General features: G+C 63.0%; 15 protein-coding genes and 1 pseudogene. 10 read left to right on the forward strand and 6 right to left on the reverse strand.

Annotation, left to right across the window (positions count from 1 at the left end; genetic code table 11):
* The first annotated feature begins 184 nt into the window (after positions 1-184).
* From V5B59_RS12500 to V5B59_RS12520, 5 genes and pseudogenes are all read left to right on the forward strand, one after another.
* Complete coding sequence (locus V5B59_RS12500) at positions 185-2,068, forward strand: sensor histidine kinase (protein WP_169069271.1); 1,884 nt, start codon at positions 185-187, stop codon at positions 2,066-2,068.
* A 26-nt stretch (positions 2,069-2,094) separates the two neighbouring features.
* A complete protein-coding gene (locus tag V5B59_RS12505) occupies positions 2,095-3,426 on the forward strand; it encodes a sigma-54-dependent transcriptional regulator (RefSeq protein WP_169069272.1) in 1,332 nt (443 codons plus the stop codon).
* A gap of 310 nt (positions 3,427-3,736) precedes the next feature.
* Positions 3,737-4,015, forward strand: a pseudogene (locus tag V5B59_RS12510) (transposase); the annotation flags it as partial.
* 35 nt (positions 4,016-4,050) lie between these two features.
* Positions 4,051-5,115: a PEP-CTERM sorting domain-containing protein gene (locus V5B59_RS12515; protein WP_332351938.1), complete on the forward strand. Its 1,065-nt coding sequence runs from the start codon at positions 4,051-4,053 to the stop codon at positions 5,113-5,115.
* Between the two features lie 614 nt (positions 5,116-5,729).
* Complete coding sequence (locus V5B59_RS12520) at positions 5,730-6,893, forward strand: CaiB/BaiF CoA transferase family protein (protein WP_169069275.1); 1,164 nt, start codon at positions 5,730-5,732, stop codon at positions 6,891-6,893.
* A gap of 63 nt (positions 6,894-6,956) precedes the next feature.
* On the opposite strand, the gene V5B59_RS12525 is transcribed toward V5B59_RS12520, so the two are convergent.
* Positions 6,957-8,156, reverse strand: a complete 1,200-nt coding sequence (locus V5B59_RS12525; protein ID WP_169069276.1) for an eCIS core domain-containing protein — start codon at positions 8,154-8,156, stop codon at positions 6,957-6,959.
* An 847-nt stretch (positions 8,157-9,003) separates the two neighbouring features.
* Between V5B59_RS12525 and V5B59_RS12530 the strand changes: the two genes are divergently transcribed.
* The gene (locus V5B59_RS12530) at positions 9,004-9,600 is read left to right on the forward strand and encodes a hypothetical protein (protein ID WP_169069277.1); all 597 of its coding nucleotides are present in this window, start codon (positions 9,004-9,006) and stop codon (positions 9,598-9,600) included.
* Positions 9,601-9,742: 142 nt separating this feature from the next.
* On the opposite strand, the gene mobA is transcribed toward V5B59_RS12530, so the two are convergent.
* From mobA to V5B59_RS12555, 5 genes are read right to left on the reverse strand one after another with little or no spacing between them, the layout of a single operon-like run.
* Positions 9,743-10,354: a molybdenum cofactor guanylyltransferase MobA gene (gene mobA / locus V5B59_RS12535; RefSeq protein ID WP_169069278.1), complete on the reverse strand. Its 612-nt coding sequence runs from the start codon at positions 10,352-10,354 to the stop codon at positions 9,743-9,745.
* Positions 10,351-13,743, reverse strand: a complete 3,393-nt coding sequence (locus V5B59_RS12540) for an EAL domain-containing protein (protein ID WP_169069325.1) — start codon at positions 13,741-13,743, stop codon at positions 10,351-10,353. Before V5B59_RS12540 ends, mobA begins: the two co-directional genes overlap by 4 nt.
* Positions 13,744-13,748: 5 nt before the next feature.
* Entirely contained in the window at positions 13,749-14,180 is a 432-nt protein-coding gene (locus V5B59_RS12545; protein ID WP_169069326.1) for a response regulator, read from the reverse strand.
* Between the two features lie 55 nt (positions 14,181-14,235).
* On the reverse strand, positions 14,236-16,005 hold the full coding sequence (locus tag V5B59_RS12550) for a sensor histidine kinase (protein ID WP_211203282.1): 1,770 nt from the start codon (positions 16,003-16,005) through the stop codon (positions 14,236-14,238).
* Positions 16,002-16,862 carry a transporter substrate-binding domain-containing protein gene (locus V5B59_RS12555; protein WP_169069280.1) on the reverse strand — a complete coding sequence of 287 codons (861 nt, stop codon included), beginning with the start codon at positions 16,860-16,862 and terminating at the stop codon, positions 16,002-16,004. The genes V5B59_RS12550 and V5B59_RS12555 overlap by 4 nt, the downstream gene beginning before the upstream one ends.
* Before the next feature lie 212 nt (positions 16,863-17,074).
* Between V5B59_RS12555 and rfbF the strand changes: the two genes are divergently transcribed.
* The 4 genes from rfbF to V5B59_RS12575 are packed head-to-tail and all read left to right on the forward strand — an operon-like array spanning position 17,075 to position 21,331.
* Positions 17,075-17,845, forward strand: coding sequence for a glucose-1-phosphate cytidylyltransferase (rfbF, locus tag V5B59_RS12560; RefSeq protein WP_169069281.1), 771 nt, complete (start codon positions 17,075-17,077; stop codon positions 17,843-17,845).
* Entirely contained in the window at positions 17,830-18,948 is a 1,119-nt protein-coding gene (rfbG, locus tag V5B59_RS12565; RefSeq protein WP_211203283.1) for a CDP-glucose 4,6-dehydratase, read from the forward strand. Before rfbF ends, rfbG begins: the two co-directional genes overlap by 16 nt.
* Complete coding sequence (gene rfbH / locus V5B59_RS12570) at positions 18,945-20,258, forward strand: lipopolysaccharide biosynthesis protein RfbH (RefSeq protein WP_034908743.1); 1,314 nt, start codon at positions 18,945-18,947, stop codon at positions 20,256-20,258. Before rfbG ends, rfbH begins: the two co-directional genes overlap by 4 nt.
* The gene (locus V5B59_RS12575; RefSeq protein ID WP_308240042.1) at positions 20,255-21,331 is read left to right on the forward strand and encodes an NAD-dependent epimerase/dehydratase family protein; all 1,077 of its coding nucleotides are present in this window, start codon (positions 20,255-20,257) and stop codon (positions 21,329-21,331) included. The genes rfbH and V5B59_RS12575 overlap by 4 nt, the downstream gene beginning before the upstream one ends.
* Positions 21,332-21,402 lie beyond the last annotated feature (71 nt).

A 21,402-nucleotide genomic window follows, 5' to 3' on the forward strand; every position in this document is an offset into this window, starting at 1 on the left:
AGGATCGGTCCTGTGGCGTTCATGATGTTGGTCTGGGGGGAGGCCGCCTGCCGGACAGGCTCGCCGACATCCCCAGCTTTCGCCTCCGCAAAAAACAATCCGCCCCGCCACAAGGGTTTGACTAGAAGCCTGCTCTTGTATCTCTGGTTTGAGTGTCCCTGGCTTGCATCCATCCGGAATCACCATGCCTGAACCCGACCAGCGTTCACTTCGTTTGCCGAAGCGGCAGCATGCACTGCTCGTCATTGGCCTGCTGGCGGCATGGCTGCTGGTCGGTCTGTTGGCCTTCAAGATCTCCGAGACGCAGGGCCTCAAGCAACTGCACGAGGCGACCAGCCACCAACTGGACCTGCTCGCCGCGGCCATCGACAACGAGGTCACGCGCCATGCCTCGATAGCGAGCGCAGTGTCCCTGAGCACGGATGTGCGAGCCTTGCTGCAGGCCCCCGCCAAAGAAAAACACCTCGTCCAGGCAGCAGCCAACCACTTTCTGGAAATGCTGAACGACCACCTCGGCGGACCCGCCATCTTCGTGCTCGGCACGACGGGACTCGTGGTCGCATCCAGTGATACGAACATCTCAGACACTCTGCTGGGTGCCGATCTCTCTGGCATGCCATTTTTTCAGGGCGCGCTGGCCGGCACGCCTGTGCGCCATTATGCGATTGACCACGTCAGCAAGGAACCCGGTTTTTTTATTGCCCTGCCGATCCTCGACGAGCAACATGACTGGCAGGTGATTGGCGTGGCCGTCGTCAAATGGAGGGTGCGCGAGGCGGAGCGACGCTTGCTGGCGCAGGAAGTACCGACGCTGATCGTCGACGCCAATGGCATCGTCCTGCTCGCTTCGCTGCCGGAGTACCGCTATGCCACCTTGCAGCGGTATCCGCGCGAAACGCTGGCGCGTATCAGCCGCGAACAATTCGCCGGGGAAGTGCTCGGGGCAACCGTGCTCGACATCGACATCCGTGCCGCTGAAGAAGGCGTTACCGTTCCTTCGGTATGGCAAGCGGGCAACGCACTCGACACCTTTGAGGGAACGAGATCCTATCTCGCGTTGAGTCGCCGTCTACCGGAAACAGCCTGGCGCATCGTCGTTTTCTCCGATCTGCGCCCGGTGACCGTACTCGCCTTGACCCACGCCACCCTCGCTGCGGCCGCTTTTGGCTGCCTGCTGCTCGGCCTGCTCTATCTTGATCAGAGTCGCCGGATGGCGCGCGGTCGGCGCAAGGCGCTGGCCATGCTGGAGAGGGCCAATCAGGAACTCGAGGGCAAGGTTGCGGCGCGAACCATCGACCTTTCGGAGGCTGTCCGGCGCCTGGAATGTGAAGTTGCGGAACGCCTGCGTGCCGAGCAGACGCTGCGCGCTGCCCAGGACGAACGCATCCACTCCGCCAAGCTGGCCGTGCTTGGGAAGATGGCGACCGGCATCGTGCACGAACTCAGCCAACTGCTCGGAGCCATCGGCACGCTGTCGACCAACGCCATCGAGTACATGCGCCGCGGCGATCAGGCAACGGCGGCGGAGAATCTTGGCATCGTCGGCCAGTTGTCGGAAACAATGGGCGACATCATCACGCCGCTGAAAACCTTCGCCCGCAAATCGCCAGCGACACCGAGTGCGGTCGATGTGGCGCAGGCCGTCGATGCGGCGCTCTTTCTGTTCGCGCAGCGCCTGGAGAACATTGAAGTCAAACTGCCGGCCACTTCCTGGATCGCCTGGTGCGATCGGAACAGCCTGCAACTGGTGCTGGTGAACCTGATCGGCAATGCCATCGACGCGATGGTCGGGCAACCGGTGCGGCGACTGAGCTTTGCCATCGCGCCGGCCGGCGAGGGGCGGCTGGCGCTCTCGGTCACCGACAGCGGCAGCGGGTTGTCGCCGCAAACGCGGGCGCATCTGTTCGAGCCCTTTTTCACCACCAAACCGGCGGGCAGCGGCCTGGGGCTGGGGCTGACCCTGTCGCGCGACATCCTGCATGATTTCGGTGGCGACCTGCTGGGCGAGCCGGCCCCCGGTGGTGGCGCACGCTTTATCGTTGTGCTGCCGGTCACCCCAAATTCCTGAACGACATCCCTTGCAAAGGCTTTGTGATGAAACCTGAGAAACCTGGACTCTCTGTCCTGCTCGTTGAAGACGACACTTATGTCCGCCGCGGTTGCCGGCAGGCCATGCAACTGGCCGGTATTCCAGTCGAGACGGTGACGACCGCGGAAGACGCCCAGCGGCGCTTACAGACCGACTGCCCCGGCGTGGTGGTCAGCGACCTGCGCCTGCCGCGCATGGACGGCATGGACCTGCTGCGCTGGGTCTATCAGCTTGACCCTGATCTGCCCGTGATCATCATCACCGGCCACGGCGAAATCACGCTGGCGGTCGAGGCGATGCGCTGCGGCGCTTACGATTTCATGGAAAAACCGTTCTCGACCAGCGTTCTGGTCGATGTGGTTCGGCGCGCACTGGAAAAACGCGCACTGGTGCTCGAAGTCGAATCGCTGCGCCGCCGACTGGACCACCGTGACGACCTGGAAGGCCGACTGATTGGCCGTTCGCCGCAAATGGCCAAGGTCCGCAAGTTGATCCTCGACGTCGCCGATGAGGCGATCAACGTGCTGATCATGGGCGAAACCGGCACCGGCAAGGAACTCGTTGCCCAATGCCTGCACGACTTCTCATCCGCCCGCCAGCAAAAATTCGTGGCGCTCAACTGCGGCGGCATGGCTGACAGTCTGCTTGACAGCGAACTCTTCGGCCACGTGTCGGGCGCCTTCACCGGCGCGCAAAGGCCGCGCACCGGCAAGTTCGAATACGTCAACGGCGGCACCCTCTTCCTCGACGAGGTTGAAACCATGTCGATGCACATGCAGATCAAGCTGCTGCGCGTCTTGGAGAACAAGGTCATCGAACGGCTCGGATCGAATGATCCGATTTCGGTCCCGTGTCGCGTCGTCGCGGCGGCGAAGGAGGATCTCAAGGGGTTGTCCAGAGAAGGGAAATTCCGTCTCGACCTCTATTTCCGCCTGAGCGGCGTGCGCATTGAACTGCCGGCGCTGCGCGAACGGCGTGAGGACATTCCCGAACTGTACGACAAATTTCTGTTACAGGCAGCCAAATGCCACAACCGGCCATTGCCGCCGCTGACTCCGGAACATCTGCGCCAACTGATGGCGATGGACTGGCCGGGCAATATCCGCGAACTGCGCAACGCGGCCAATTGCCACGTTCTGGGCATCGCTTACGAAACACTTACTACGGGCAAGGACGGTACTCCGCTGTCACTGGCCGAAGATGTGGACAACTACGAGTGCCTGCGCATCAGCATTGAATTCGCCAAGCAGGACGGCAACATTGGCCGCACTGCCGAGGCCCTGCAAGTAGCGCGCACGACGCTGCACGACAAGCTGAAGAAGTATGGCCTGATCTGAAAGCGACGCCAGCGGCTTGCGGCAACGCTCTGTGCTCAGGTCCGGAACCGCCGATCTATTTCAACGTCAGTTCGGGATAAGTTTGGGGGACGGTGAGAGCCGGTAGAAGTCCTGAAGCGGTAGTCTGGACTTGTTGGGCATGAGGCAATAGGCGACCTGATTAGTTTTACTTTGTAACATTGCTAAAATGTTTTCAATACAATCTATTGAGCCACATATCTAATCTTTTATCACATCAAAAGTATGACAATGAAAACTCCAAATTTATTTATTTGGGATCAGGCGAGCGGTGGCCAGCTGCTGCGAGAATCTGAGCATCCGTTTTCAGTCGTTCCGAGAATGTTTGGCAGTAAGACGCGAAGTATGGCCGATCATCGACTTCGAGTTGTTCCTGCCAGAGCATTGGGTAGAAAACGCCAAACATTGCCAGGAAGCCGGGATTGCGGAATCGGCACCGGTCTTTCGGAGTAAGCCACAGATGGCTGCCGAGATGGTCAAGCGGGCACGGGCCGCTGGGGTGCGCTTTGGCTTCATCGGTGCCGACGGCCTCTATGGCCACGCGACCTGGTTGCTGTTGGATTGGGACGATATCTGTTAATAATGACCAAGAATTGTGAGGAATTCATGAACAGAAGCAGTTTTCTTCGGAGCGCCCTTGTGGTCGCATCCTGCCTGCCGGCCCTGGCCGCCGCGGTACCCACCTACACGGCCATCGACTTGGGTGGAGCCACTACTGGCCTCGGCATCAACGCCAGCGGGCAGGTCACGGGCGAAACCCAACAGGTCGGTGGTAACCCTCACGCCTTTCTGTATTCCAGCGGCAGCATGACGGACCTGGGCACTCTGGGCGGGACGTCCAGTGTCGGCTTCGGCATCAACGCCAGCGGGCAGGTCACGGGCCAATATACCCAGGTCGGTAGTGACCGTCACGCCTTTCTGTATTCCGGCAGTACCATGACGGACCTGGGCACTCTGGGCGGGGCGTACAGTCTCGGCCACAGCATCAACGCCAGCGGGCAGGTCGTGGGCTGGTCCCACACAACCGATTTTACCGAGCGCGCCTTCCTGTATTCCGGCGGCACCATGACGGACCTGGGCACTCTGGGCGGGGTGGAAAGTCGCGCCACTAGCATCAACTCCGTCGGGCAAATCACGGGCTCTTCCTCCACGACCGGCGATGCTAGCCGGCACGCCTTCCTGTATTCCGGCGGCATCATGACGGACCTAGGCACTTTGGGCGGGACGTACAGTGACGGCTGGGGCATCAACGCCAGTGGACAGGTCACGGGCTTTTCCTCCACGACCGGCGAGGCTAGCTGGCACGCCTTCCTGTATTTCAGCGGCATCATGACGGACCTAGGCACTTTGGGCGGCACGTACAGTGATGGTAAAGGCATCAACGCCCTCGGGCAGGTCGTGGGCACCTCCAATATTTCCGGCGATGCTGACTACCACGCCTTCCTGTATTCTGACGGGCTAATGTACGACCTGAACGACTTACTGTCACCGGGGATTGGTACTACGCTAACTGATGCTCACGGCATCAACGATAGCGGCCAGATTGTTGCCAATGGGAATAACGGTCATGCTTACCTCCTTACTCCTGATCCAGTTCCGGAGCCTGGCAGCTTGCTACTCCTCGCCACAGCGCTTGGCAGTGTCTTCGGGCTTCGGCGCAAACAGCAGTGATACGGATAGGAATTTGAATGCCATTTTCCGAGGGTATCCGGGGCCATGGAATCTCGGTCAATCGTCGAAACGACGAGCGCATGTTCTGAAATCTCTGTCCGGGAGCCTGCTGCACGAGTTTCTCCAGGCGGATGTGCGCACTCGTCGGCTGGTGCCCGGTTACCGCGCGATCCTCTGATCGAACTCGTAGTCTGGTGCCGGTTGAAATAGGGGATCGAGTGCGCCGGGATTGGCGCCCGGCATCTCCCATAGGGGCGGTCCGCGTGCCGGCACGAGGTGCGGCGGCGAGGTCGGTTTGCCCAGATGGCTGAAGCAGTAACCATCCCCCGGCAAAGCCGGGGGCTTTCATTATGTGAGAGCCGCTCAAAGCGGCTAAAGGCGATTTCCGGCACAATCAAAATCCCGAACAACTACCGCAGCGGCTTGTTTTGCTGGCCCTGAGTCCGGCCTAACGCCATGATTCCAAAAAGCACGAGGTCGCCTGTTGTCCCGGCAGCCGACCGACTTTTTTGGAGCGTGGCAAGTACAAACCTCGAACAGGCCGCGATTATCCCGGAAAATGAGCCCCTCAAGCCTTTTTCCCCCGCAAAACACTTTCCCGAAAGCCCATTCCCATGCGTTCTCCCCCTCTCGCCGGCCTGCGTGTACTCGACCTGACACGACTCTTGCCGGGGCCTCTGGCCAGCATGCACCTCGCCGACCTCGGCGCCGACGTGATCAAGATCGAAGATACCGGCGCCGGTGACTACGCGCGCAGCGCCGGTGCGGTGCACGGCGACATCAGCTACTTTCAGCTCGTGAACCGCAACAAGCGCAGCCTCACCCTCGACCTCAAGCAGGCTGCCGGTGTCGCGGCATTCCTGCGCCTCGCAGCGACCGCCGATGTCATCCTCGAAGGCTTTCGCCCCGGCGTGGTAGACAAGCTCGGGATCGGCTACCAGGCGGTGTGCGCGATCAACCCGCGCATCGTGTACTGCGCGATCACCGGCTATGGGCAGGACGGGCCGTATCGTGACCGTGCCGGCCACGATCTCAACTACCTCGGCTATTGCGGTCTGCTCGACCAGATCGGCGTCGCTGGCGGCGCCCCGGCGGTGCCCAACTTCCAGATCGGCGACCTGCTCGGCGGCTCCTTGAGTGCGCTGGTCGGCGTCCTCGCGGCCGTCCACGATGCCCGCGGCAGTGGCCGCGGCCGCTACGTCGACGTGGCGATGACCGACGCGGTTTTCGCGCACACGATCTTTCCCTTGCTGGCGGTACTCGGGCTCGGCCAGGCCTTGCCCCGCGGCGAGGACGTGCTCTCCGGCGGCATGCCCAGCTACGGGGTCTATGCAAGCAGCGATGGCCGCTACTTGGCGGTCAGTGCGATGGAACCGAAGTTCTGGGAGATGCTGTGCACGGCCATCGACCGCCCGGACCTCAAGCCTTTCGCTTTCGCGACCGGCGCCGAAGGCCAGCGCATCCGCCACGAACTCGAAGCCGCTTTCGCAAAGCGCAGCTTCGCCGCATGGACGGCGCTGTTCGAGCGCGTCGATTGCTGCGTCACGCCGGTGCTGCGTTTCGAGGAGAGCCTGCAGAACGAACAGTTGCAGGCGCGCGGAATGATCGTCGAGGTCGCCGGCGTCAAGCAGTTCGCACCGCCCTTCAAGATCAGTGAACTGCCTTTTGCAGCCCGTCTGCCGCCACCGGGTGCCGGCGAGCACAGCGAGGAGATTCTGCGCGAGAACGGTTTCAGCGCCGACGAGATCGCCGGCTTGCGCGCGCAGAAGGTGATCTGAGAGGCATCCATTTCAAGGCAGGAGCGGAGCTTGGTCCGGTGAAATCGAGTGCGGTGACACCAATCAAGCCGGCGGCGTGCAACGCACCCGCGGAGTGCCTGTGCCCATCAACGCAGCCGCGAGTTCGTCGTAGCAGTGGGCGTTCACGTAGGCACCGCCCGGACCCGCCGCCGTCCGGTCGCGGATTTCGCCGCGCTCGGGGGGGTTGTTGCGGCCCCAAAGGATGTGCACCGACTCGTGCAGGACGACGGCCGAGCGACTGTCGTCGTCGGCGATTTCATCCCAGAAACCGGGGCAAAGAACCATACTGCCGCTGCCACGACGCGACCAGGCGAACGCCTCGCAGTTGGGCACGCGGGCGCGGGCTATCGAAGCCGGGTCACCGGCGCAGACGTACTGGATCGGCTGCGCCAGCAGTCCCGCGACCAGCGAATAACGGCGAGCAAGAATTCGTAGCTCTTCGCCGAGCGCGGTGTCGTGGTCGGGCCGCACGCGGCCGGTGAGCCGGTTCAGGAAACCGCCGCGCACTTCGGGCGGTAGCCCAAAGCGCGCTTCGAAGGCGGCCAGCGTCTCTGCCGCCGGCGGCTGCGCGCCGAGCAGCGCGGCGGCGTTGGCGGCGATCTCGGCGGCTCGGGAATCGACCGTGGCCAGCGCCAGGCGTGCGTCGTCCGGAGCGCTGTTGACCCCATCCGGGCAATTCGACCAACTGGCGACGCTGCGCAGCAGGCGCGGCAAACCCGCCGCGCGGCCCTGAACCACGTGCGCCAGCTCGTGCGCAAGCAAGGCGCGCCCCGAGTCAGTGGCCGGGCGATACTGACCGTCGGCGAACACCAGGTGCTCTCCCGCAGTGTACGCCAGCGCGTTGACGGCGCGTGCCGAGCGCGCGGCGACCGCATCCGTGTGCACCCGCACCGCGGCCAGGTCGTGGCCAAAGCGCGGCTCCATCCAGGCTCGCAGCTCACCGTCCAGCGGCGTGCCGGGCGAGCGTAGAACTTCCCCGACAGCCTCAGCAGCGGCCGGCCCAGGCAGCGCCGGTATCGCCGCGTTCGCCGCGTTCGCCGCACTCGTCGCGTCCGGAACGGCGCGGCGCAGGACGCGCTCCGCCATTCGGTCGGCTTCGCGCTCCAGTGCATCCCCAGGCTGGCTCAGCGGCAGGCCTGGCGGTAAGCGACCGGCACAGCGGGGGCAGCTGCCGCCACAGGCACAGGCCGTCCGGCGCAGCAACGGCGCGGCGAAGTCCGCGCGCCGCCCGTCTGATGGCACGAGGGATTTCCCCCGCATAGCAGGGTCGCGCCCGGCTGAACGTAAGACTGGTTGCCGCAGCATGACTTATCTCCGTAGTCGGCTATTAAGGATAGGAAATCCAACGGCGCCATGAAAAGTATATGAGCCTCCGTCAAGGGGCGTCAATCTCTAATTGGGTCCCATGAACCCCTGAAAAGTCATCCGAATCCCGCCCGGCTCAGCGCCTGTGGCACGAGTCCTCCCACGACGGGCGATGTCAACTCGTCTTGCTTCAGTCTGGACCTTTGCGCATGGCTACTTCCATCCAGCACCTACCAGGCGACGCGCTGATCGAATTCGTGCTCAGGCGCCGATTGAGCCTGGGGATCGTCCTCGCCCACGGTGGCGCCCTGCATCTCCCAGAGCGAGGGCGCACGGGCGGGCATCGGGGTAATGGTGATGCCATCTATTGGAGACGGGAACGATTGTTCACTTGCGAAGCGAATGTCCGCTGAGGGCGCAGGACGGGTCATCCGACGCTCCCAAGGCTCGATGACCGCTGTGGGTCGGTGGCAGCCAGTAGCCTACGAAATCTGAACGACCGCTTCCAGTCTGATCCGGCCATTGCGATCGGCCATTCGGCGAGTACGAGCAGCGCCTTCTCAATCGAGGGTGCTGGGAAGGTCCATCCGAGCTGGGCGAGGCAAGAAAGATCTTGTCGGAATTCTTTACACCCCCCACTCCCCAGGTCATGGCTGGGAAAGAAAACGCCATTAAATAAAAATATTCTATTGCTGGCACATCAATTGCTTTAATGACGTCAGGCCACGGCGGCCCAATTCACAACCTCTACCCATCCAAGATTCATCCTTTTGAAGGACAACTCATGAAAACCCTCAATTCAAGAACAATCATCGCCACCGCTTTCGTGACTTGCATGGGACTGGCCTCGACGGCCCAGTCTGCCGTACTGACCTTCGAGGGCATTCCTGGCGGGACTGGAATCAATTTCAGCAGTTCGGCCGAGGCCGGCTTCGACCTGGTAGTGAACGGCCTCTTCCTTGATGCTAGCGGTAACGGTGCTGGCGGCAGCGCCAACGAACTCGAAGGCCTTGCCGGCAATCCCTCTACAGGCAATCTCGATGTCAAGCGGACCGGCGGTGGAACATTCAAGTTCACCTCGATCGACGTCGAACTGGAATATCCATCGCCCGCCACCGTGACGCTGAGGGGATACCTTGGCGGAATCCTCCAGGCCACGGATATTCTGGTCGCCAGCGGCGGCTATACCACCAGTCCGGCGGTCAATCTGGCCGGCGTGATTATTGACGAAATCGTGGTGACCGGACAACGCGACTTTAACGGTGGTACGGCTTTCGACAACCTCAGACTCGAAAATGTGATCCCGCTGCCCGGAACCTTGGCCTTACTGGCGCCGTCGCTGCTCGGGCTGGCCTGTGTCCGGCGGCGTCCTCAGCAGTAAGAGCGGCGACAGACCCTTTGTCACTACTCCGCTAGCGCCGCAGCCCTGCCCCGACCCAGTCCGGGGCAGGCACCCATCGCGCAGGTAAATTGCCGGAGGCGCAGGTGCCTGGAATGATGTTCACGGCACGCCGACACGCGGACTATCCGGCACCAGACCCCTCGACGCGATCCAGTTCCTCGCGGCTGTTGATGTTCTCGAAAGCCTCGGCCTGGTCATCAAAAGCCACCTCGACCACCTGCAGCTTCGCGTGCCAGCGATCGACGCGGCGCCCACCGCTTTCCAGGTATTCGCTCAACGACGGCAGGACATCACGCCGGCACAGGCAGAATACCGGTTGCGGCTGGTCGAGGGTGCGGGCGACGGCGAGATTGGCGCCGCTCGCGGTCAGGGCCTGCAGCAGGCGAAGAACCAGATCGTCCGGCAGGAACGGTGCGTCGCAGGGAGCGGTGGCCAACAGCGAGTGCGTCGCCGCCATCAGCGCGGCGTGCACACCGGCCAGCGGACCAGCGAAACCGGGGATCTGGTCGGAAAGGACGCGGTGGCCGAAAACGGCGTAGCGATCGCCGTTCTGATTGGTGTTGATCAGCAGTTCGTCGACCTGCGGACCAAAGCGCTCGATGACCCAGGCCAGCAGCGGCCGCCCGCGCAGTTCCTGCAGTCCCTTGTCCACGCCGCCCATGCGGCGACCGCGCCCGCCCGCGAGAATGACGCCGGTGATGCGCACGGCTTCATCAGGCAGGTCTTCTCTCACGGGTGTGCGGCTGAAAAAGCCTGTCGATGAGCCGCTTGCTGCCTGCTTGCCAGCTCGGCGAACTGCGCTGCCGGCACCGGTCGACTGCAGAGAAAGCCTTGATAGGCGTGGCAACCCTGCGCCAGCAGAAAATCCCGCTGCGCCGCGGTTTCCACGCCTTCGGCGAGAACCCGGAGGTTGAGGCCGCGCGCCATGCCGATGATGGCGCTGGCAATCTGCATGTCGTCCGGGTCGTCGGGAATGTCGCGGACGAAGCTCCTGTCGATTTTCAGTTCGTCGATCGGGAAACGTTTCAGGTAGGCCAGCGACGAGTAGCCGGTACCGAAATCATCGATCGACAGGCCCAGTCCCAGCGACTTCAGGGCATGCATCATCGCCAGCGCCTGCTCCCCCTGTTCCATGATCATGCTTTCGGTCAGCTCCAGCGTCAGTTGCGCGGCCGGCAAACCGCTTTCCTGGAGGATCATCGCCACACGCGCTGGCAGTTCCGTCTGCTTCATCTGGCGAACCGACAGGTTGACCGCCATCACCAGCGCGGGCAGGCCGGCGTCGCACCAGGCGCGGGCCTGGCGGCAGGCCTGCCGCAGCACCCATTCACCGAGCGGCACGATGAGGCCGGTCTCCTCCGCCAGCGGAATGAAGCTGGCCGGTGAAACCAGGCCCTGTTCGGGGTCCCGCCAGCGTACCAGCGCTTCGCAGCCGATCAGGGCGCTGCTGGCAAGATCGATCTGGGGCTGGAAATGCAACTCGAATTGGCCCTGGTTCAGCGCCCGGCGCAGGCGGACCTCCATGGCGAGTCGCTGATTGGCCACCAGGGTCAGCGCCGGTGTGTAGAAGCTGTAGGCACTGCGGCCGGATTCCTTGGCCTGATACAAGGCCGTGTCGGCGTGCTGGATCAGCTCCGTCACCGAGGTGGCGTCATCCGGGAACAGGCTGATCCCGATGCTCGATCCGACGAACACCTCCTGGCCCACGGACAGTTTGAAAGGCTCGGCGAGCAGTTCGATCACCGATTGTGCCACGCCCGCGGCATGTTCCGGGAGGAGCACCTGTTCCAGCACCAGCAGAAACTCGTCGCCACCCAGACGCGCCAGCGTGTCTTCGTCGCGCAGGCGCATACACAGTCGTTGCGCCAGGGCGGCAAGCAATTCGTCACCGACGGGATGACCCAGACTGTCGTTGACCGTCTTGAAGCGGTCGAGATCGATATACAGGGCGGCGACACGGTAGCCGTGCCGCGCGGCGCGTTCGATCGCATGCTGCAGGCGCGATTGCGCGAGCAGGCGGTTGGGCAGATCAGTGAGCGGATCGTAATGGGCCAGATGCTCGAGGCGATCCTGCGATTTCTTGATCTGGCTGATGTCGGTGAACACGCCGACATAGTTGGCGGCTTCTCCCTGGGCATCGCGAACGCTGCTGATGGTCAGCCATTGCGGGTAGATTTCGCCATTCTTGCGCCGGTTCCAGAGTTCGCCCTGCCAGTGGCCGGTCTGGCGCAGACTCGCCCACAGCGATTGATAGAAGGCGCGCTCGTGGTGGCCGGACTTCATTAGCGAGGGATTGCGGTCCAGCACCTCGGCCTCGGCGTAACCGGTGATCTCACTGAAGGCACGATTGACGGCAACGATGCGTGGGGTCAGGTCGGTGATCAACACGCCGTCACGGGTGTTTTCGAAAACTGCTGCGGATTGCCGCAAGGAATTGCTGGCACGCACCTTTTGCACTGCCAGGCTGGTGATGCGGGCGAACTCCTCGATCAGCCCGAGTTCGGCGGAAGACGGTTCGCGCGGTGCGGCATAATAGATGCCGAAGGTTCCCAGCACGCGTCCGGTTTCATCCTTGAAGGGCAGCGACCAGCAGGCGTGCACGCCGGCACGCCGGGTCAACTCCAGATATGCCGCCCAATACGGGTGGCGGTCGATGTCGGCGACGATCACTGGCTCGCCCAGGCAGGCCGCCGTGCCGCAGGAGCCATTCCCCTCGGCGGCTTCCAGTCCGTCCACCGCCGCATTGAAGAAGGCCGGCAGGCTTGGCGCCGCAGCGTTGTACAGGCGGCCGTCGCGCGCATCGAGCAACAGGATCGAGACGCGCATCGCCGCTGCAATCGCTTCCAGGCGGCGAGCAATGTCGTGCAGGATGTCCGGCAACGGCCGATTGGCCAGGATCTGGTCGAGCACCGCGTTGCGTGCCAGTTGCACCGCCTCAGCCAGCTTCTGCTCGCTGACATCGAGCCAGGCGCCGACGACTTCCTGCGGGCGGCCCTGGGTGTCGCGCAGCAGGCGTAGTTCGTCGCGCAGCCAGATCACCTCGCCGGCGCCGTTGAAGAACCGGTAGTCATGGACATGGTGGTCTCGGGCAGACAACAGCGCGTGCCCGGCCAGCGCCGCCAGGCGATCATCGGGATAGAGATGGGAGTACCACCACTGCGGAGCCAGGGCCTCTGCCGGCGGGTACCCCAACAGGCGAGTGATGTTGTCGCTGACCCATACCAGTCGCTGCGTCCCGGCCTCGACCCGCAGACTGTAGAGGATCGTCGGGCTGGTCTCGAGCAGGTGCGAGAGACGCTGACTGGTGTCGTGCAGGCGCGCGCTTTCGCGCGCCAGCGCCGCCTGGCGCTCGACCCTTTCAATGGTGGCGACGAGTTCGTGCAGATAGCCCGCGTGCTTGGCCAGGCAATCGTCCGCCCCAAGATGCAGGGCGCTGGCGGCAACATCCTCGCTGCCCTGGCCGGTGACCAGGACAATCGGGATGGACAGGCCGCGTTCTGCGCGCAGCACATTGGTCAGTTCGAGACCGTCCATGCCGGGCAAGCGGTAGTCGATCAGCAGCACGTCCCACTCGGCCGCCTCGGCGGCGCTGCACGGCAGTTGCGACAGCGCTTCCTCGGCGTTGCCCAGCGCGCTCAGCTGGATATGGGGTGCGTGCTGGACGAGATGACGGCGCAGCAGGTCCACGTCGAAGCGGGCGTGTTCGACGTAGAGCACGCGCAGCCGGTGACTGCGGCGCCTGACGCCGTCGCGGAAGCGGGTCAGTGCGGTCGCCAGGGTGCGCGGCAGACGCTTCCGGTAGTCGTCGCGCTTGACCAGATAATCGTCGGCCCCGGCCTTGAGTGCGCGCACGGCCGCCTGCGGGTCGCCCGAGCCGGTGAGGATGACCACGGCCAGCGGCAGCTCGCGTTCGCGAACCCAGGACAGCGCCTCCAGGCCAGAGCCATCGGGCAGCGAAAGATCGGCGAGCAGCAGGTCGAACGGCGCGCCACTGGTCAGCCTGGCAACCCCCTCGCTGAGCGTCGGCGCCACCTCGATCTCGAATTCCGGCGCCGATCTGGCGAGCGCACGCCGGACCAGGTCGACGTCGCTGGCGCAGTCCTCGATGTAGAGCACCCGCATCGCACTTACCTCGGCAGTTCGTTGGTCACGCACCAGTACAGCTCGATCTGCTGGGCCACGTGCATGAACTTCTCGAAATCGACCGGTTTGACGATGTAGGAATTGGCACCAAGGTCATACGCACCATTGATGTCGCGGTCTTCTTTCGAAGTGGTCAGGATGACCACCGGGATGCGCTGCAGGCCAGGATGGATTTTCAGCTCGCGCAATACCGTAAGGCCATCGACACGCGGCAGCTTGAGGTCGAGCAGGATCACCGCCGGCTTCAACTCGCCGGCTTCCCAGCGCGGAATCCAGGCCAGTGCCTCCTCGCCGTCCCGCGCCACCAGCACGGGATTGACGAGTTTGCGGCGGGAAAAGGCACGCATGCTGAGGTCTACATCGACCGGACTGTCTTCGACGAGCAGGATCGGTGGGTGGCATGCGAAGGAGCTCATCATTTGCGCCTCGCAGAGCTGCGCAGTGGCCGCTCAAGGATCATGTCATTCTCCTTCACTTGGGCAATTGCACGTAGAAGCTTGCCCCCTGCCCCGGCACGCTTTCCGCCCAGACCCGGCCACCCATGCGTTGCATGGCTTTCTTGACCAGCGCCAGGCCGATGCCCGTACCGGGATAGTCTTCCAGTCGGTGCAGACGCTGGAAGATCTCGAATATTCGCTCATGGTACTTCATATCGAAGCCGATACCGCTGTCGCTGATCCACAGCGTCACCGTCTTTTCATCCTGGCGCGCGCCGATCTCGATGCGCGGCGCCGACCCTTCGAGACTGAACTTGAGTGCATTCTCGATCAGGTTGCGCAACACCAGTTGCAGCCCCTCAACGTCAGCGCAAACGGCCAGGGGAGGAACCGCCTGGACGACGGCGACGGCACGCGCGGTGATCTCCTCGCGGCGTTCAGCCAGCACGCCAGCCACCAGGCTCGGCAGATCCACGTGCGTTCTCTCCAGCTTGCACCGCTCCATGCGCGAGTAGGTCAGCAGATCGTCGATCAGCTCGTGCATGCGCGCAATCCCGTTGCAGATATTGGCGATGAACAGGCGCCCCTCGTCGTTCAGGCGGTCGCCGTAATCTTCCGCGAGCAGCCGGCTGTAACCCTCGATACCGCGCAGCGGTGCCTTCAGGTCGTGCGACGTGGAATAGACAAAACTCTCCAGCGACTGGTTGAGCGCAGCGAGTTCGGCAGTACGTTCAGCGACGCGCATTTCCAGCGTCGCGTTGAGTTCGCGCAAGGCTTCTTCGGCCGCCTTGAGGCGGAGCACCTGACGCTCGATCTCCCGCTCCGCGAGCTTCTGTTCGGTGATGTCGCGGGAGATGCCGAAAATGCCGATCACCCGCCCTTCGCCATCCCGCAGAGGCCCCTTGGTTGCGAGGAAAACCCTGGCGCCAACCGCGGTGTCGAGCGCCTCTTCCTGGGTCAGAATCCTTTCCTGCCGCATCACCTGCCGACCGACCTGCATGAGCATTTCCGCCTGTTCGGCCGGGAATAGATCACGGTCGTCGCGACCCAGCATCGTCTCGGCAGACTTGCCGACGAAACGACTGGCGGCCCGGTTGAACAGCAGATAACGGCCCTCGTTGTCCTTGGCGAAGATGGCGTCTTCGGTGGATTCGGCGATGGCGGCCAGCAACTCCAGGGCTTTTTGCCGTTCTTTCAGAGAGCGGCGTTCATCGCCGGTGATCTTGAGGATGATCCCGACGATCAGACACAGAGACAGGACCGATCCCAGCAGGCTGAACGTATAGGTCTGTTCGTTGTGGGCGTTCAGGGTTTCGATGTAGCGCCGTGCGGCATGATCGACCCGATCTGTCCGCCGCTCGAGATCGGCAAAGGCGATGCGCAGCGCCACCAGGCCACGCTGATCGGTCGCAGGGGCCTGCCGCCAGGCCGCCAGGCGGGCACGAAAGGCCTCGGCGCTACGCCGGAAGGCCTCGGCTTCGACGCCATCCAGGACGCCAAGCTGATCCAGCGATCGTTCGAACGAGAGCACGGACTGTTGCAACAAAGCCAGCCCGGTGTGCTGGCTGAAGGAAGAACCGGACGTTCCGGCGAGACTGATCTGCAGGAAACCTTTCGCCAGCTCGACCTGGGCTTGCCGGAGTTCCTGAACGTGCCGGGTCGCCTGCTGCAGGGCCCGGCGTTGCTCATAGTGCAGCCAGCTCAACAAGGCGATGATGCACAGCCCCAGCAGAATGGCGGCGACGATCCGGCCACCCGAGCGGCGAGGGCCATCTTGCATGGGCAGGCACATGGCGTCGTTCATTTGGGCGTCGCTCCCTGCGGCACCCGCTCGCGCTTCGGCTCCGGAGCCAGGCCCAGACGGGCCAGCAGGGCGGTGTGCTCGGGACTGTGCAAATAGGCCTGCAAGGCAACATTCCAGACTTCCCACAGGCCTTGGTCATCCGATCGGAACGCGAAAGCGGGACGCCCATAGGCTTCGGCTTCACCGGCCTGGAAACTGGTCTCGACGCTTTCGGTCTGTCCCAGCTCCGCCTGGTGTGCCATCCAGCGCACGGTGGGTTCGGACAGCAGCAAGGCATCGGCCAGTCCGGTCTCGATCGCCTGGCGGCCGGTTGGTGCATCCGGAACCACCACCAGGCGTTCGTCCGGTGCTCCCAGTTGCCGAAGAATCCGCTCTTCCACCGCGCCGGCCAGCACGGCAATGAAGACGTCGTCGCGTGCGGCCGCCTCGCGGTAGGACGAAATCCGCTTGGGATTGCCGCGGGCCACCAGCAAACCGGGATGAACCTGCAGGGTAGGTACCGAGAAGCGCACCCGTTCCTCGCGCTCTGGGGTGATGAACATGCCCGCCGCGATGACGTCGATCTGACCGGCCTCGAGTGCGTCGATCAGCTTGCCGAACTCCACTTGCCGCCATTCGATGTGCTTGATTCCCAGTTGTGCGGCGACATGGCGAACGATTTCCGGTGCTTCGCCGGTGACCTCACCGTCGGCCGTTAGAAAGGCGTAAGGTGGTTCCACCGCATAGCCGATGCGCAGGCCAGCGTCGGTGCGCGCGCGCGCCAGCGTATCGTCGTGCCAGGATAGCCACCAGAGGCCGGCAAACAGGGCAAGCAGGGCCAGGAACAAGCCGGCCAGGCGGGAACGTGTCAGCTGCATGCCTGCGCCTCCTCCCTATCAAGGCTCTCGGTGAAGTCGACATTGTAGTGCGGCTACTGCCAGAGTGACGGGGAGCATCCGTTGAGTTCCCGCTGGCACGCTGCGGTAGATCGCGTTATTCTTCGTTGCATGCCACACACACCCTACCCGCACGATCCTGTCCGCACTGGCCTGACCGGTCCGGGGTTTCTGCTGACGCAGTCCAGGCGCGGATGAAGGCAGTGATTCTTGCTGGCGGTGCGGGCACCCGGCTGGCGGAAGAAACCATCGTCCGGCCAAAACCGATGGTTGAAATCGGCGGCAAGCCCATCCTCTGGCACATCATGAAAATCTATGCCAGTCACGGGATCAACGACTTCGTGATCTGCCTGGGCTACCGCGGCTATGTCATCAAGGAGTATTTCGCGAATTACTTTCTGCACATGTCGGATGTCACCTTCGACATGGCGACCAACCGGATGGAAGTCCACCAGCGACACGCCGAGCCCTGGCGGGTCACGCTGATCGACACCGGCGATGCCACGCAGACGGGTGGGCGCCTGCGACGCGTGCGCGCGCATGTCGAAAACGAGGAACTCTTCTGCTTCACCTACGGCGATGGCGTGGGCAACATCAACATCAGCGGAGCGATCGACTTCCATCGCCGGCAGGGAGTCCGCGCGACCGTCACTGCAGTGACCCCGCCCGGTCGTTTTGGCGCACTCGAGATTGCTGGCGATCGCGTTCTTGCCTTCCGGGAAAAACCGGCGGGGGATGGCGGAGAGATCAACGGCGGATTCTTCGTTCTCCACCCCAGCGTTCTCGAACTGATCGATGGAGATTCGTGCCTGTGGGAAGCCGGGCCGGTCGAACGTCTGTCGCAGACCGGCCAGCTCGCCGTGTGGCGACATGATGGCTTCTGGCAGGGAATGGATACGCTGCGGGACAGGAATCATCTCGAAGAACTCTGGGCCTCGGGGACTGCTCCATGGAAGAACTGGTGATCCAGCCTGCCTTCTGGAAAGACCGGCGCGTCCTGCTTACCGGCCATACCGGTTTCAAGGGGAGCTGGCTTGCCATGTGGCTGCAATCCATGGGTGCCAGAGTGGTCGGTTATGCGCTGCCACCGGGTACGCAACCCAACCTGTTCGAAATCGCTGGCTTCGCCAGGCAGATGGTGTCCATTTTCGCCGACATCCGGGATTCTGAACGGCTGCGCCGGGCCTTCACCGACCACCCGCCGCAAGTCGTCTTCCATCTCGCAGCACAAGCCTGGGTCCTCCCCTCCTATGCTGACCCGGCCGAAACCTATTCCAGCAATGTCATGGGCACGGTCCATCTGCTCGAAGCCGTTCGCCAGACGCCCGGAGTACAGGCGGTCGTCGTCGTCAGCAGCGACAAGTGTTACGAAAACCGTGAAGGCGAGGCCCATCGCGAAAGCGACCCGCTCGGCGGATGCGATCCGTACAGCAGCAGCAAGGGCTGCGTCGAACTCGTCACCGCCGCGTATCGCGCTTCCTTTTTCAAGCCGGCCGACCCTGCCGGACACGGTGCCGCCGTGGCGACGGCGCGCGCAGGCAATGCCATCGGCGGTGGCGACTGGTCGCCGGACCGATTGATCCCGGACGCCATCCGCGCCTTTGTGGACCAGCGTCCGTTACCAGTGCGTCATCCCCAGGCGATCCGCCCATGGCAGCATGTCCTTGAGCCACTGGCCGGATATCTGCTGCTGGCCGAGCAACTATGCAAAAAGGGAACGGCTTTCGCCGGAGCCTGGAACTTCGGTCCGCCCGACCAACACCGCGTCGAACAGGTCATCGACAAGCTGGCCGGCCTCTGGGGGGAGGAAGCGGCCTGGGTCAGCGATCAGGCCTCTCATCCACAGGAAGCACACTGCCTCCGGCTCGACGCCTCGAAAGCGATCTCGGCGCTGCGCTGGCAGCCGCGCTGGTCGCTCGATACGACCCTGCGGATGACCGTCGACTGGTACCGCGCACACTTGAGCGGCGCAGATATCGACACCATTTCCAGACGACAAATCGACCGCTATTGCCGGGAATGTTGCCGGGAATATTCCCATGACTCAGGAAACCCGTTCGTGACATGAGCACTGACGAATTACGACGACAGATCCTCGAACTCGTCGAGCGCCATGCCTGTGAGGCGCAGTCGGCGCCGGCCTTTCGCCCCGGCATCAGCGCGATCCCGGCCGCTGGCAAGGTGATTGGCGGCAGCGAGATCCGCCACATGGTCGATGCTGCACTGGATGGCTGGCTGACCAGCGGGCGCTTCAACGACGAATTCGAACAACGGCTCGGGCGTTTCCTGAACGTTGAACACGTACTTACCACCAACTCGGGCTCCTCTGCCAACCTGCTGGCCTTCAGTGCGCTCACCGCGCCGAGCCTGGGTGACCGCGCCATCAAACCGGGCGACGAAGTCATCACGGTCGCGGCAGGCTTTCCGACTACCATCAATCCGATCCTGCAGAATGGCTGTGTGCCGGTCTTTGTCGACGTCACGCTGCCGACCTACAACATTGATGTCGGCCAGATCGAAAGCGCCATCTCCACCCGGACAAGAGCGATCATGCTCGCTCACACGCTGGGCAACCCCTTCAACCTGCGCGAGGTCTGCCGGATTGCCAAAAAGCATGGGCTCTGGCTGATCGAAGACTGCTGTGATGCGCTTGGATCAAGCCATGATGGCTACCTGGTGGGAACTTTTGGCGACATCGGGACGTTGAGCTTCTACCCCGCGCACCATATCACCATGGGCGAGGGCGGCGCAGTTTTTACGCGCAACCCGCAACTGAAGAAAATTCTCGAATCGCTGCGCGACTGGGGACGTGACTGCTATTGCGCCACCGGCTGCGACAACACCTGCGGCAAGCGCTTCGCCCAGCAGCACGGCGACCTGCCCTTCGGCTATGACCACAAGTACACCTACTCGCAGCTCGGCTACAACCTCAAGATCACTGACATGCAAGCCGCATGCGCACTCGCGCAGATGGACCAGTTATCGCACTTCATCGCCGCGAGAAAAAGGAACTATGCGTACCTGATCCAGCGCCTTGGCGATTGCTCCGAGTTCTTGGTTCTACCCGAAGCGACGCCCGACAGCGACCCGTCCTGGTTCGGTTTTCCGCTGACGCTCAAGCCGAAAGCCAGGTGCACGCGGGTAGACCTGCTCGCCTATCTTGATCAATACCGCATCGGCACACGCTTGCTCTTCGCCGGCAACGTGACCCGGCAGCCGTATATGGCCGGACGCAGCTTCCGCGTCGCAGGAACCTTGACCGAGACTGACAGGGTCATGAACGATACCTTCTGGATTGGACTGTGGCCGGGGCTGACGGAAGAAATGCTTGAATTCGTCACCAAACGGATTGGCGAATTCATGGGGGTCGGGTTGTGAATACTCCGGGGTGTTACAATGGGCATCTGCTCGTTGCAGATCTCGACGCCATCCTCGATCGTGGTGAGTCCCTATTCCGGCGCATGGCTGGCGAACGGCTGTTCGTTACTGGCGGCACAGGATTTTTCGGCCGCTGGTTGCTGGAAGCACTGACTCACGCTGACGATCGCTTGCGGTTAGGGCTGCGCATTACCGTGCTGAGTCGTTCCCCTGAAGCCTTTGCCGCCCGAGCACCGGCACTGTCCCAATACGCGGCTCTCGACTGGTGGCGCGGCGATGTACGTGACTTCGCCCTGCCCCCTGGCGGCTACCCGCTGATCATCCACGCCGCTACTGCGGCCAGCGAACAACTCAACCGCGCACGCCCGCTGAAAATGTTTGATACCATTGTCGCCGGCACCCGGCGAGTGCTCGAACTCGCCGACCAGGCAGGAACGTGCGCAATGCTGCTGACCAGTTCAGGCGCCGTTTATGGCCGCCAACCCTCGGAACTCACTCATGTCAGCGAGGACTATGGCGGCGCGCCCTGTCCACACAGCGCTGATTCGGCCTACGGCGAGGGCAAGCGCGCTGCGGAGTTTCTCGCCGCCGCCTCCAGCCTGCCGGTGAAGATTGCTCGCGGATTCGCCTTCGTCGGAGCATTCCAGCCGCTCGACGCGCATTTCGCCGCTGGTAATTTCATCGGTGATGCACTCTCTGCTGGCCCAATCGTAGTACGCGGCGACGGTACCGCGCTACGCAGCTATCTTTATGCCGGAGATCTGGTGATCTGGCTACTTAAGATTCTTCTCGATGCCCCTCCAGCGCGGCCATACAATGTTGGCTCCGATCAAGCGATCAGCATCGGCTCCCTTGCCGCCAGGGTTGCCGACATCGCCGGCGGGGTCCCTGTCAAACGGCGCTGCGAGCCTGACGGCAATCCCCCGGCACGTTACGTTCCCGACATCCAGCGCGCCCGCAACGAACTCGGCCTCGACATGTGGACCGATCTCGACACGGCACTCGAAAGGACCTTTCGTTTCGCTCAGCAGACATGCGCCACCCGATCAAGGCACGTCAGTGTGCGACAATGAAACATGTTCGAGGTGATCATCTGCCCGAAGTCAGAACAGTCGCTTCGGAGCAACACCAAAGATCCCTGCAG

This window comes from Candidatus Accumulibacter contiguus (genome assembly GCF_036625285.1).
Lineage (GTDB): Bacteria > Pseudomonadota > Gammaproteobacteria > Burkholderiales > Rhodocyclaceae > Accumulibacter > Accumulibacter contiguus.

Coding starts and splice junctions, on each gene's coding strand:
- V5B59_RS12500 (WP_169069271.1), top strand. CDS start 185: ATGCCTGAACCCGACCAGCGTTCACTTCGTTTGCCGAAGCGGCAGCAT.
- V5B59_RS12505 (WP_169069272.1), top strand. CDS start 2,095: ATGAAACCTGAGAAACCTGGACTCTCTGTCCTGCTCGTTGAAGACGAC.
- V5B59_RS12515 (WP_332351938.1), top strand. CDS start 4,051: ATGAACAGAAGCAGTTTTCTTCGGAGCGCCCTTGTGGTCGCATCCTGC.
- V5B59_RS12520 (WP_169069275.1), top strand. CDS start 5,730: ATGCGTTCTCCCCCTCTCGCCGGCCTGCGTGTACTCGACCTGACACGA.
- V5B59_RS12530 (WP_169069277.1), top strand. CDS start 9,004: ATGAAAACCCTCAATTCAAGAACAATCATCGCCACCGCTTTCGTGACT.
- V5B59_RS12540 (WP_169069325.1), bottom strand. CDS start 13,743: ATGCGGGTGCTCTACATCGAGGACTGCGCCAGCGACGTCGACCTGGTC.
- V5B59_RS12545 (WP_169069326.1), bottom strand. CDS start 14,180: ATGAGCTCCTTCGCATGCCACCCACCGATCCTGCTCGTCGAAGACAGT.
- V5B59_RS12550 (WP_211203282.1), bottom strand. CDS start 16,005: ATGAACGACGCCATGTGCCTGCCCATGCAAGATGGCCCTCGCCGCTCG.
- V5B59_RS12555 (WP_169069280.1), bottom strand. CDS start 16,862: ATGCAGCTGACACGTTCCCGCCTGGCCGGCTTGTTCCTGGCCCTGCTT.
- rfbF (WP_169069281.1), top strand. CDS start 17,075: ATGAAGGCAGTGATTCTTGCTGGCGGTGCGGGCACCCGGCTGGCGGAA.
- rfbG (WP_211203283.1), top strand. CDS start 17,830: ATGGAAGAACTGGTGATCCAGCCTGCCTTCTGGAAAGACCGGCGCGTC.
- rfbH (WP_034908743.1), top strand. CDS start 18,945: ATGAGCACTGACGAATTACGACGACAGATCCTCGAACTCGTCGAGCGC.